Source organism: Methylophaga sp. UBA3603 (assembly GCF_002375335.1).
Classification (GTDB): Bacteria; Pseudomonadota; Gammaproteobacteria; order Nitrosococcales; family Methylophagaceae; genus Methylophaga.
This window is the reverse complement of the sequence record NZ_DFMC01000002.1, coordinates 208,519-220,617: the sequence shown is the minus strand read 5'-3', so window position 1 is coordinate 220,617 and position 12,099 is coordinate 208,519. Positions and strand designations below refer to the sequence as shown.

Sequence of the window (12,099 nt, the reverse complement as noted above, 5' to 3'; positions counted from 1 at the left end):
TTTAGTTAATCCGCATCAAAGGGTTTTTCTTTAAAGACTTTCTCACCGGTAATCATCGCTGAGGTCAGGCCATTACGTCTGCGTTTTTCTTCAACGATAACCGCGGCGATATGAATCACGATCGACAACATCAATAGATAAAACAAATAGGTATGCAGCGTGCGAAAAGGTTTCCGAAAATCGCGCATTTCCTGGTAGGCGATGGGGTCGACACCCTGTTTTTCATAGGGCTGAACAATCGCGATAGCCGCTTCATCCTCCGCGACCCAGGCTTTCATTTGAGAACCAAATGGGGCCATGTATAAGTCAGTACTTGCTAACATCAGGCCGGTGATGCCTTGGCCTATCATCAACAGAAACATCACTAAAATGCTCCAGCGACCTAATGGATTGTGCCCGAGAAAATGCACATTTTGTCCAATTTTACGACCTTGCATATAAGCCTGGAATTGCGCTTTATACACTTTGCCAAACGGTAAAAAGGCTTTCCAACGGGCGAAACGGTTACCCAAAAAAGCCCAGACAAATCGGGCCAGTAAGTTGATCACAAACACATAACCCACCCAGATATGAGTGGCTTTAAGTAGGATTTTGCCATCATCAGTAACGCCCAAATCCTTACTGAACATCAACACTAAACCAATTGCCAGTAATCCCAGAATCGCCAGCACATTTATCCAGTGAAATAAACGAACGCCTCCATCCCATACCGGATAAGCTTTTAAGGTTGATTGTGCCATTATTATGTTCCTTACATTTATCAATTAACCCGTAGCTTAAGCTTGTTTACTTAAATTAATATTAACTACGTTAAAGTGTACTAAATCAGCTTGTACGACAGTAATCACCTTCCCATTTCTGTAAAAATGGCGTGATTTTTTTATGAAGCTTCAGATGGTTCTGCCACCAGTCTTTGAGAAATAGCAGCAATATCTGCGGTTCGTTATCTCTCAAGCCCAGACGGCATTGAATATCAAACTCATCCATTATTTTTGCTTCATCCAGCCGATATTGCTTAAGCAAAGGGCTTTCCAAGGCGTGCAAAATACCTTCTTCAGTTTTGAAATGAAAATTCAGATAGCTTTTCAATACATTGACGGTAGGCATCAGATCTCGCAACCCATAGCCCTGCTGAATAAAATAATGCAGTGAATTGATTATCGCCACCGCTCCACGATGCTGTTCATCAATGATCGGCTCGCCTTGCTGAAACGCATCCTGCCAGACGATATAGAGTGGTTTTGTCAGTTTTTCCATCTCAGACCGCTATGGGCGCTTTAATATGTGGCTGTGCCACATAATCAACTATTTCAAAATCCTCAAAACGGTAATCCAGAATAGAGGCCGGTTTTCGATGAATTTTCAGTTTTGGCAACGGACCTGGAGTACGTTGTAACTGCGTTTCGACCTGATCGAAGTGATTGCTGTAGATATGTGCATCGCCAATACTCAGCACGATTTCGCCAACATCTAAATCGCATTGCTGAGCCAGCATATGCGTTAGAAAGGCTAATGAAGCCGTGTTATAAGGATTGCCAAGAAACAAATCGTTGGAGCGGATATACAGCGACGCGCTGAGTTTGCCGTTGGCGACATAAAACTGGTAAAGAACATGGCATGGTGGCAACGCCATTCGGCCTGCTGCGGCATTTTCCCAGGGCTTTTGTTTTTCGTCCGGTAACAGGGCGACATTCCAGCCGTTGATAATATGCCGACGGCTATCGGGGTTACTTTTCAGCCCCTCGACTAATGCCAGAATCTGATCATAGGTTTTACCATCAGCACCTTGCCAGTTACGCCATTGTGCGCCATATACTGGCCCAAGTTCACCCTCTGGAGTGGCCCATTCATCCCAAATCGAGACGCCGTTCTCTTTGAGATAACGAATATTGGTTTCGCCACTGAGAAACCACAGAAGTTCGTGCAGAATGCTGCGAATATGCAGTTTTTTTGTGGTCAGTAACGGAAAACCTTCCGCCAAATCATAACGCACCTGCCGACCAAATACTGAGCGGGTTCCGGTACCGGTTCGGTCACCTTTGTCAGTTCCGTTTTCCATCACATCGCGAAGTAAATCGAGATATTGTTTCATGCTTGATTACTCGTTTATTGCCGTGCCGCTACTGTAAACCATAAGCGCTTTTTTCGCACTGACTGCGGGTTAGTTTGTCGGATCAAAACCCTTTTTAAAAACATTCAACCTCTAAAGTTTATTTTGCGTCGTCTGAGAGGCCATATTTTTGCATACGATATAGCAAGGTATCGCGTGTAATGCCTAATAGTCTTGCGGCTTTGGAGCGGTTACCAGCGGCCATTTCCAATGCCTGTTCAATCAAATCAAGTTCAATTTGTGCCAAATCAATTCCGGTTGGTGGAATAGAGAACTGCTGAGGTGTGACAGCGGAATTTTGCAGCATTTCCGGGGGCAAATCGGTGAGTTGCAGCATGCTTCCCGGTTGTAACAAACTGAGGCGCTGGCAGAAGTTCGATAATTCACGCACATTACCGGGCCAATTATATCGCTGCAATTGTTGAATCACTTCTTTGGAAAACCGCAACGGTGCATTGTTGCCCGCAAACTGTTTGGCGAAATAGGTTAATAACAATGGAATATCTTCACTGCGATGATTCAACGGTGGTAATTCCAGTGGCACAACCTGCAGACGATAATAGAGATCAGCGCGGAACCGTCCGGCTTTGACTTCGGCAGGTAAATCCACACTGGTAGCGGCCAGAATACGTGCATCAATAAGATGCAGCTTATGACTGCCGGCCAGCTGGCATTCACCGGCTTCGAGAAATCGCAGTACTTTTGCCTGCACCGTTAATGGCAAAGCATCAACTTCATCGAGAAACACTGAACTGCCCTGCGCCGCCAATAAGCGACCCGGTTCTATCACCTCACCATCCGCATTGGCCCGGCCAAATAAATCCACTTCGGCATCATGCACCGGTAATGCGGCACAATTAATAGTAACCATCGGTTTATCAGCACGTCGACTTAACTGGTGCAGTCGTTGTGCGACCAGCTCTTTACCGGTTCCGGTCGCACCACATATCAATACGCTGGCATCACTTAATGCAATCATTGGCAATACGCGCTGAATATGCGTGATTTGTGGAGAGTGGCCGATCATTTCTGTCGTCATGTGGGCATGCTCACCTTAATGCTGATGTCCGTCAGACGAATCATCTGTTACTGAATCAGTGACCGGATTCAACTCCATCGTCCCATGATGATGTTCGCCCTGTGGCCAGAGTAAAACCAATAGCGCCATCAGAATAATCATGGCACCGGCCAGTTTGCGAAACAGTTGATTACGCGCCAATGACGCCAGCATGCCAGCAAACATACCTGCCCCCATCACCGCCGGTAAAGTACCTAATCCAAACGCCAGCATCACTGATGCGGCATACACAACATTACCCGTAGTGGCAGCAACGGCAAGCCCGGCGTAAACCAGACCACACGGCAACCAGCCCCAAACCGCACCTAATAAAAAGGCTTGTTTCAGACTGCGAACTGGTAACAGTTTCTGACCAATGGGTTGCAGCTTGCGCCAGATGGGCGCGCCGATTTTCTCCGCGTGGGCAAATTTGGGAAACCAGCCAGCCAGATACAGGCCCATGCCAATCATCACCAAAACCGACAGATAACGTAAAAAGGGCAAACCATTGATTTGCGCCAGAGGAGAGGCAAGTAGACCGACCAGTCCACCCGCAATGGAATAACTCAGGATACGACCGATATTGTAGTTCAAAACAAATGGCAGCATTTTGCGTGGCTGCTCGCGAATATGGGCGGGCAAGGTCAATGTTAATGCGCCAATCACCGAACCACACATGGCAATGCAATGCGCCGAACTGAACAGGCCCAGCAGAAAAGCAGTAACTAAAGAAGTTGTGAGCGCATCCATTTATATGGCCTGAAAATCATCTTGCGGACAGATTAACATTTTAACCCTGTAATAATTGTGTGATTTGCCATAGTGATTCTGCAAATAACCCATTTCCCATCCATTAGCCTTTTCTAAAATAGTTTTAAACAGCTTGGAGAGGATTATGTTCAAAAAAACAATTTTAGTCTCATCGTTATTGCTGGCGTTAAATCAGCCAGCGATGGCAGAGCATTTCAGCTTACCGGAAATGTCGGTTCAAGGTACTGCCGGAGAAGGCACTCCTTTGGAATTACCTGCTCATGCTGAGGCCAGTAGTGACAGTGCTGAATGGCTGAAGAAACTGCCGGGAGCCAACATAAATCGCAATGGACCGCTGACCAGTATCGCACAATATCGTGGTTTATTTGGTGACCGGGTAAATACGCTGGTTGATGGTGTACGCATTAGTCAGGCAGGGCCAAACAGTATGGATTCGCCACTCAGCTATATTGCTGCATCACAACTCGACAATCTCACTTTATACCGTGGGATTGCGCCGGTAAGCTCAGGTATTGAAACCATTGGCAGCACCATTCAGGCCAGTAAAAAACAGATTGGTTTTACCAACAGTGATGAAGTTGAATTTCATGGTCAGGCGACTTCGGGCTATGCGCACAATAATGATAGTTACCAATTAGGTTTTCTGGGTGGATTGGCAAACCAGAATCATCGTCTTCAATTAGGCTTAACCCGCGACAAAGGCGATGATCAACGCTTTGATGGCGGTAAGATTCTACCCAGTCAACATGAACGTGACAGTTTTGCTCTGGGCTATGGCTATCAAACGGATGAATTGGAAATGTCATTGGATGCCGAACACCATGATACTGGCCACACCGGGACGCCTGCATTGCCAATGGACATTCTGTTTGCCCGCGGTGAGCGTTATAAAGCCGAAATCAGTCAGCAATTAACCAATGGTGGTCTCGTCTCCGTCCGGTTGAATTATCAAGATGCCGATCATCTGATGAATAACTTCAGTCTGCGACAGGCGCCGGTCAGTCCGATGCAATACAGGCAAACCTATGCCGATGTAATCTCCCACGGCTATCAATTGCATTATCAGCAAGATGACTGGATGTTTGGCTTTGATGCCGATAATGCTACGCATAATGCCACTATCTTTAACCCCAATAACCCGGCTTTTCTGGTCGAGAATTTCAATAATATAGAGCGCGATCGCTATAGCCTTTTTGCCGAGTGGGATGGTCAGTTGAATGATGCCTGGCGTATGCAGACCGGTGTGCGTTACAGCCTGGTCGATATGGATGCTGATGCTGTGACAGCGAATGGCCCAATGGGCGCCATGCTGGCCTTACAGCAACGCTTTAATGATGCGGATCGTGACCAGACTGAACATCTTGTGGATCTGGCATTTAACCTGACCCGTAAATTATCCAGTGATCTGGATTTACAAATGGGTGTGGCCCGCAAACAGCGTGCGCCTAGTTATCAAGAACGTTATTTGTGGGGACCGTTTCAATCCACATCGGGTCTGGCAGATGGCAACAATTATCTGGGTGATATTAATCTGGATCCAGAAACAGCTTATCAATTTGAACTGGGGCTGGACTGGCATCAGCCCGATTTTGCGTTGTCACCACGAATTTTTTACCACCATATCAATGATTATATTCAAGGTGTCGCTGCCACCGATCCGCTGGCGATTGCCGCCAGCACCATGATGGGTGATAGCACACCATTGCAGTTCAGCAACGTGGATGCTCAGCTTTATGGTGTGGATACCAGTTGGTTTGCCGCCTTGAATGATCACTTGCAGCTGGATGGAACAATAAGCTATGTTCGTGGTGAACGCCGTGATACCAGCGATAACCTCTATCGTATTGCACCATTAACGGCCCGCACACAGCTCAGCTACGTTGAACTTGATTGGCAGCTTGGGGTGGAACTGGTCAATGTCGCCGCCCAATCAAAAGTTTCAGCAGAAAATGAGGAAGCTAAAACCAGTGGTTACAGTTTAATTAATCTCACCGGCGAATACCGGTTTACCCAGCAACTTACTGTTTATGCTGGGGTGAATAATGTTTTTGATCGTCGATATGACGATCATTTGGGGGGCTATAACCGGGTAATCAATCCGGATATTGCCATTGGTGATCGCATACCGGGAGTAGGCCGAAATGCTTACGTCACACTGTCGATGTCCTGGTAATCGGTTGTTTCTAAGGAGAATCACGATGCAAAACGTTAAAAAACACAGCTTTTTTATTCTGATGGCAGGTGTGTTAGCTTTCAGCTCGCTTAGCTTTGCCGAAGATAAACCGTATACCGTCACGGATGGACAGTTCTTGGATAGTGAAACCTATAATGGTTATAAGCTCTACCGCAACTGGTGCGCCCGCTGTCACGGCACAGTTGGACAAGGAATGGTAGGGCCAAATCTGGCGGATAGTTTAAACGTCATCACCAAGGAGGAATTCATTGCTACGGTAAGCCATGGCAAGATGGGACAGATCGGCATGATGCCAGCTTGGGAAAGTAACCCAAAAGTGATGGAAGGCATGGATCAAATTTATGCCTACCTTAAAGCCCGTGCTGATGGTGCCATCGGCGAAGTCAAGCCCAAAAAAGCCAAATAGGCTCACTCCACCGGCTCTTGCTAAGTCTAGGGTCTATTGAACATTCAGACCCTAGACCTAGAGCCAGTCACAAGGATTAGTGCAGTTGGAAAGTAGCCTGGCGACGCTGGCCATCATCGGTAACAAACCGGAATTTCAATGTCGCTGCAGAGCGCAATTGCTGAGCATTAAGCGTGACATCGCTTAACAGAAAATCAACGGTTTCAGCCCGGCGGTCTGCCATGATTGAAGTAAACACATCACGTTGTCTGACCTGTTGAAAACCCTTCGGCAAAGGCTGAGGGTCAACCTTTGTCAGTAAATCACTGGCAGATTCTGAAAAATCATAAAACACGGTTTGCTCTGCTTTAGCTGGTGAGCCACAGCTGAGGTTTCCATGTTCAAGTGAGATGGGCGTTTGATCATCAATTTGCAGCAGAATCAGTTCATTATGGGCAAAACTGGCCGTGTGTCTGTCGCTGATGATTAACGTGCCCCAGTGCTTGCCATCCGGAGTTTGACTGATGGTAAAGTGATCACCTGTCTCGCTCTGATAACGCATTTCTTCAGCATAAAGCGGTGACGCCAGCATCACCGCTGACACCATTATCGATAGAGATTTCCACATAACCCTGCCCTCACTTGTAAATAATTGACTGTTGCTGTGAGGCGAAATTCCATTTTAATCCCGAATTTTCAGACGGATATCAATTTCCTTGAGTTCCTGCCTTTCCTGCAATAGATCGGCTTCGGTCAATGGATGTTCTTCCAACCAGCCGGAAGGCAGGGTCAATATTAAAGTATTACGATGCAGACTAAGGCCAACATGGGTATCGGTTTTTTCACTACGCCCACGATTGAATACCAGTGATAAACGTAACAGAATCGTTAATCGCAACGTAGCCTGCTGCATATCATCCGATAACTGCTTGATATGTTTACGTGGAAAACTCCGTCGCTGGCCTCGTACCATCGCTGCGAGTGCCTGCTGTTCTTCTCTGGAAAAACCCGGTAAATCTGAGTGCGCTACTAAATAAGACGAATGTTTATGATATTGATAATGCGAAATTTCCAGTCCAACTTCATGGAGTTTGGCCGCCCATTGCAAACGGTGTAACTGTTCTTCGGTATTAATTTGCCACTCAGCAGCCACTTGCTCATATAATTCGGTGGCCATTTTACTGACGCGCTCGGCATGGGCTTCATCTACATGGTAACGTCGTGCCAGGGAGTTTACGGTGCGATCACGTTCATCGTCATGTTGAATACGACCTTGCAGATCGTAAAGCAAACCTTCACGTAATGCTCCATCCGAGACGATCATGCGATCAATTTTTAACCGATCAAATGAGGCTTTCAAAACCGCGACACCACCGGCCAGCACATTGGCCCTTTCAGGACTCAAACCTTCCAGTTGAAACTTATCCTGATGACCTGCTTCCACCATGTGAGCAATGATTTTATCCAGCGCTTCATTCGTGATAACGCCGTTTTCACTCCAATTCTGCGCCGTGACAATACTGGCCACAGTGCGAATGGTTCCAGAAGCACCTACCGCCTCGACCCAGCCAAGGTTTTGATAAGGCCGTTGAATAGAACGTAATTTGATTGCTGCAGTGAGTAACGCCGCCTGCATACGTAATTGACTGACGTTGCCATCATTGAAAAACCGTTGACTGAAACTGACACAGCCCATTTCCAGACTTTCGCGGCGTAGCCCTTCCAGGCCCTCGCCAATGATAAATTCGGTACTGCCCCCACCAATATCCATGACCAGGCGACGGGTGTTATCAAACGCCAGTGAGCGGGAAACGCCCATGTAAATCAGTCGGGCTTCTTCTTCACCAGTGACGATCTCAATAGGATGCCCCAAGGCCTGACGGGCTTTGCGAAGAAATTCACGACTGTTTTCAGCGATGCGTAAGGTATTGGTTCCGACGACCCTCACCTTGCCTGCCGGTAAATGGCGAATACGCTCACCAAATCGCTCCAAACAGGCAATGGCACGTGTCTGGGCCTCCTCAGAGAGGACATTCTGCTTATTCAACCCGGCACGCAACTGCACCATTTCACGCAGTCGATCCATGATCTGGAAATGTCCATCCCTCAGGCGGGCAATAATCATATGAAAGCTGTTAGAACCAAGATCTACAGCGGCAAGTACATCATAATCTTCGGGTGTTTCCATAAACTCAGCTTGCTTATACGAAGGTGATGGCATTTTGCCTGACTAAGACCATCGATGCTATGAACTTTGCGTTTTATACTCAAAAAAAAGCCCGCTTCCATAATGGAAACGGGCCTAAGTCGCACCGAGAGAAATTATTCGCCGCCTTTAATTACTTTTTCCATTTTTTCGACGGATAAATGTCTGACATCCTTGCCTTCGACCAGATAGATAATATGTTCAGAAACATTACGTGAATGATCGCCAATCCGTTCCAGCGAACGCGCTGACCACATCATGTCGATCACTCTGCTGATAGTACGGGGATCTTCCATCATATATGTCATCAACTGACGCATAATGCTTTCGTATTCAGCATCAACCTGACGATCTTCATGTGCTACCTGCAAGGCAGCATCCACATCAAATCGCGCAAAGGCATCCAGAGTGTTATGCAACATACCTGACACATGCTGACCCAAGGCGTGCAGTTCACGGTAATTCTTTTTCGGCCGATCTTTTTCAGCCAGATTTAGTGCCATTCTGGCAATGCGTGCTGCTTCATCGCCAATGCGTTCCAGATCGGTAATGGTTTTCAGAATACCGGTCACCAGACGTAAGTCACTGGCAGTGGGCTGGCGCAGTGCAATAATCTGAATACATTCTTCATCAATGCTGACATCCAGTTTATTAACGTCTTCATCGCCACTGATTACCTGACGAGCCAGATCGGCATCCCCCGTAATCAAAGCTTCCATTGCCTCCGAAACCTGTTTTTCGACCATACCACCCATGGCTAAAACGCGGCTGCGGATATCTTGAAGCTCTTTTTCGAACTGTTGCGAAATATGTTGTGATTGATTTGTAGCCATAAAGGATCTCCTGAACCTGCAGCCTAGCCGTAACGGCCAGTAATATAGTCTTCCGTTTGTTTTTTGCCAGGATTGGTAAATAACTCATCCGTGGCACCAAATTCGATTAATTCACCCATATACATAAACGCGGTGTAGTCCGAGACTCTCGCTGCCTGTTGCATGTTATGTGTGACGATGACGATGGTGTATTTTTCTTTCAGCTCGTAAATCAGTTCTTCGATTTTAAGCGTAGATAAAGGATCCAGAGCAGAGGCCGGTTCATCCAGCAATAATACTTCCGGTTCAATAGCAATGGCACGGGCAATCACCAATCTTTGCTGTTGACCGCCGGACAGCCCCATTGCTGAGGATTGCAATCGATCCTTTACTTCATCCCACAATGCAGCGCCTTTCAGCGATTTTTCCACGACCTTATCCAGCGTCTGGCGATCGTTCACACCTTGCAAACGCAGGCCATAGGCAACATTTTCATAAATTGTTTTTGGAAATGGATTCGGCTTCTGGAATACCATGCCAACTTTACGACGCAAATCAGATACGTTGACTGCCGGCGAGTTCAGTTCTTCGCCATCCAGCAGTAATTGTCCCTGAATATTGACGTTATCAATCAAATCATTCATTCGATTGAAACATCTAAGGAAAGTTGATTTACCGCACCCACTTGGACCTATAAAAGCCGTTACTCTATGACGCGGAATGGTCAGGTTAATATCTTTTAATGCCTGAGCGTCGCCATAAAACAGATTGAAATTTTTAATTTCAATACAGGCAGTTTCATCAGCCATATTCAGTTTCGGGCCACGATTCATTGATTCGATATCAATACCACGCGCCGCGTTTTTTTGTTGATTGACTGCTTCCATTAGTTATCACTCGCTTTAAAGTTTTCACGCAGACGATTACGGATACTAATCGCCGTTAAATTCAACACTACAATTATCAGCAACAACAGAAATGCTGTGGCATATACCAGTGGACGCGCTGCTTCAACATTCGGGCTCTGAAAACCCACGTCGTAAATATGGAAGCCCAGATGCATAAACTGACGATCCAGATGCAGATAAGGCGCAACAGAATCTACCGCTAACGCTGGCGCCAGTTTCACCACACCCACCATCATCAACGGAGCAACCTCGCCCGCAGCTCGGGCGACCGCCAGGATTAACCCCGTCATCATAGCCGGAGCCGCCATTGGAATAACTGTACGCCATAAGGTTTCTGCTTTAGTGGCGCCCAAAGCAAGACTGCCTTCACGCATCGCTCGTGGAATACGTGACAGACCTTCTTCGGTTGCCACGATAACCACCGGCACGGTGAGAATAGCCAGGGTTAACGACGCCCACATCAAGCCGGGCTGACCAAAGGTTGGGGAAGGTAATTTTGCCTGGAAGAATATCTCATCAATATTGCCACCAAGGAAATAGACAAAGAACCCCAGACCGAATACACCGTATACGATTGACGGAACACCGGCCAGGTTATTAACCGCGATACGAATCGTTCTGGTTATAACCCCCTGTTTTGCATACTCTTTCAGATAAATTGCGGCAATGACACCAAAGGGCGTGACGATCACAGACATAATCAATACCATCATTACCGTGCCAAAAATGGCCGGGAAAATCCCGCCTTCAGTATTGGCTTCGCGTGGCTCGCCGGAAATAAACTTCCACACTTCATGAAAATAGTGCTGCAGTTTTTCGAAACGATTCATGTCGTTCGGCTTCACAACATCGACGATTTTCGCCATCGGAATGACCACTTCATCGCCATTGGACATTTGCATGACCACCTGATCACGTATCAAAGCCTGGCTTAACTCGCTGAGACGGGTTTGTAATTTTGCGTATTTTTCATTTTGTACCGCTCTTGCAGCTTCAATCTCAGCATAGGCAGCATTATCTTCAGGTACGTTATCCAGCTCCAGACGCCGCTCATCCAGACGCAAAGATTCAAGTGCCTGATTTATTTTGCCGATTTCGATTTTTTCAATATATTTGATTTCAGCAACCAGGTTATTACTTCGGTCCAGCCTTTGCTGAAATTCTGGCCAGGCCTGTTCACCATCGGCTACCGTTTCGCCCTGTTGCTGCACGGACAGCAGATAACCATAGAAATGCCCCCATTCACGACGTTCAATAGACAGGATATCTTCCGGGTAGCTGACCTCCCCCATCCAGTCTTTGTTGATCCAGCGAAAATCCAGGCCGAACTGGTCGCGATTACCGATTTTCAGCAGGTAACGCTCAACACTAATCTGACCTTCTTTTAGCTGGTAATCAGAAGGCACTCTTTCGGCAGGGACCACTTCATGATCAACTCTTTCACCGATTAAAACCGTCGGCTCCAAACCAGGCTCGTTATATTCCACCGACATAATATCTGCTGGCCAGAAATGACTCAGGCCACGAACCGCTATCAATAAGACCAGACCAATAACCGCGATCAGACTGATGGAAACCGCACCGGCATTCAGCCAGACCCACGGACTACCACTTTGATACCAGGATTTAAATGTTGAATTAGACATGCTGATCTCT

The 12,099-nt window shown here is 46.9% G+C and carries 12 protein-coding genes; 2 read left to right on the top strand and 10 right to left on the bottom strand.

Annotation, left to right across the window (positions count from 1 at the left end):
• Window positions 1-5: 5 nt before the first annotated feature.
• The 5 genes from B4F66_RS01635 to B4F66_RS01615 all read right to left on the bottom strand — a co-directional run bounded on the left by B4F66_RS01635 (window position 6) and on the right by B4F66_RS01615 (window position 3,917).
• Entirely contained in the window at window positions 6-740 is a 735-nt protein-coding gene (locus B4F66_RS01635) for a cytochrome b/b6 domain-containing protein (protein ID WP_292358322.1), read from the bottom strand.
• Window positions 741-825: 85 nt separating this feature from the next.
• Window positions 826-1,257, bottom strand: coding sequence for a bacteriohemerythrin (locus B4F66_RS01630; protein WP_292358323.1), 432 nt, complete (start codon window positions 1,255-1,257; stop codon window positions 826-828).
• Between the two features lies 1 nt (window position 1,258).
• Window positions 1,259-2,092, bottom strand: coding sequence for a thymidylate synthase (locus B4F66_RS01625; protein WP_292358325.1), 834 nt, complete (start codon window positions 2,090-2,092; stop codon window positions 1,259-1,261).
• A 118-nt stretch (window positions 2,093-2,210) separates the two neighbouring features.
• On the bottom strand, window positions 2,211-3,149 hold the full coding sequence (locus tag B4F66_RS01620; RefSeq protein ID WP_292358327.1) for a sigma 54-interacting transcriptional regulator: 939 nt from the start codon (window positions 3,147-3,149) through the stop codon (window positions 2,211-2,213).
• Window positions 3,150-3,164: 15 nt separating this feature from the next.
• Window positions 3,165-3,917, bottom strand: coding sequence for a sulfite exporter TauE/SafE family protein (locus B4F66_RS01615; RefSeq protein ID WP_292358328.1), 753 nt, complete (start codon window positions 3,915-3,917; stop codon window positions 3,165-3,167).
• A 145-nt stretch (window positions 3,918-4,062) separates the two neighbouring features.
• Here B4F66_RS01615 and B4F66_RS01610 point away from each other — a divergent pair, with 145 nt between their 5' ends.
• Complete coding sequence (locus B4F66_RS01610) at window positions 4,063-6,111, top strand: TonB-dependent receptor (protein ID WP_292358330.1); 2,049 nt, start codon at window positions 4,063-4,065, stop codon at window positions 6,109-6,111.
• Between the two features lie 25 nt (window positions 6,112-6,136).
• On the top strand, window positions 6,137-6,538 hold the full coding sequence (locus tag B4F66_RS01605) for a c-type cytochrome (protein WP_292358332.1): 402 nt from the start codon (window positions 6,137-6,139) through the stop codon (window positions 6,536-6,538).
• A 76-nt stretch (window positions 6,539-6,614) separates the two neighbouring features.
• Here B4F66_RS01605 and B4F66_RS01600 read toward each other — a convergent pair whose 3' ends face one another.
• From B4F66_RS01600 to pstA, 5 genes are all read right to left on the bottom strand, one after another.
• Entirely contained in the window at window positions 6,615-7,145 is a 531-nt protein-coding gene (locus tag B4F66_RS01600) for a hypothetical protein (protein WP_292358334.1), read from the bottom strand.
• Window positions 7,146-7,199: 54 nt separating this feature from the next.
• Complete coding sequence (gene ppx, locus B4F66_RS01595; protein ID WP_292358336.1) at window positions 7,200-8,705, bottom strand: exopolyphosphatase; 1,506 nt, start codon at window positions 8,703-8,705, stop codon at window positions 7,200-7,202.
• A 134-nt stretch (window positions 8,706-8,839) separates the two neighbouring features.
• Window positions 8,840-9,556 carry a phosphate signaling complex protein PhoU gene (gene phoU, locus B4F66_RS01590; RefSeq protein WP_292358337.1) on the bottom strand — a complete coding sequence of 239 codons (717 nt, stop codon included), beginning with the start codon at window positions 9,554-9,556 and terminating at the stop codon, window positions 8,840-8,842.
• A 23-nt stretch (window positions 9,557-9,579) separates the two neighbouring features.
• Entirely contained in the window at window positions 9,580-10,422 is an 843-nt protein-coding gene (gene pstB, locus B4F66_RS01585) for a phosphate ABC transporter ATP-binding protein PstB (RefSeq protein ID WP_292358339.1), read from the bottom strand.
• Complete coding sequence (gene pstA / locus B4F66_RS01580) at window positions 10,422-12,089, bottom strand: phosphate ABC transporter permease PstA (RefSeq protein ID WP_292358341.1); 1,668 nt, start codon at window positions 12,087-12,089, stop codon at window positions 10,422-10,424. The genes pstB and pstA overlap by 1 nt, the downstream gene beginning before the upstream one ends.
• Between the last annotated feature and the right edge of the window lie 10 nt (window positions 12,090-12,099).

What these genes read in the sequence shown, in the direction of transcription:
- B4F66_RS01600 (WP_292358334.1), bottom strand. Translation starts at nt 7,145, where the DNA reads ATGTGGAAATCTCTATCGATAATGGTGTCAGCGGTGATGCTGGCGTCA.
- B4F66_RS01615 (WP_292358328.1), bottom strand. Translation starts at nt 3,917, where the DNA reads ATGGATGCGCTCACAACTTCTTTAGTTACTGCTTTTCTGCTGGGCCTG.
- B4F66_RS01605 (WP_292358332.1), top strand. Translation starts at nt 6,137, where the DNA reads ATGCAAAACGTTAAAAAACACAGCTTTTTTATTCTGATGGCAGGTGTG.
- B4F66_RS01620 (WP_292358327.1), bottom strand. Translation starts at nt 3,149, where the DNA reads ATGACGACAGAAATGATCGGCCACTCTCCACAAATCACGCATATTCAG.
- B4F66_RS01625 (WP_292358325.1), bottom strand. Translation starts at nt 2,092, where the DNA reads ATGAAACAATATCTCGATTTACTTCGCGATGTGATGGAAAACGGAACT.
- B4F66_RS01610 (WP_292358330.1), top strand. Translation starts at nt 4,063, where the DNA reads ATGTTCAAAAAAACAATTTTAGTCTCATCGTTATTGCTGGCGTTAAAT.
- ppx (WP_292358336.1), bottom strand. Translation starts at nt 8,705, where the DNA reads ATGGAAACACCCGAAGATTATGATGTACTTGCCGCTGTAGATCTTGGT.
- B4F66_RS01635 (WP_292358322.1), bottom strand. Translation starts at nt 740, where the DNA reads ATGGCACAATCAACCTTAAAAGCTTATCCGGTATGGGATGGAGGCGTT.
- B4F66_RS01630 (WP_292358323.1), bottom strand. Translation starts at nt 1,257, where the DNA reads ATGGAAAAACTGACAAAACCACTCTATATCGTCTGGCAGGATGCGTTT.
- pstB (WP_292358339.1), bottom strand. Translation starts at nt 10,422, where the DNA reads ATGGAAGCAGTCAATCAACAAAAAAACGCGGCGCGTGGTATTGATATC.
- pstA (WP_292358341.1), bottom strand. Translation starts at nt 12,089, where the DNA reads ATGTCTAATTCAACATTTAAATCCTGGTATCAAAGTGGTAGTCCGTGG.
- phoU (WP_292358337.1), bottom strand. Translation starts at nt 9,556, where the DNA reads ATGGCTACAAATCAATCACAACATATTTCGCAACAGTTCGAAAAAGAG.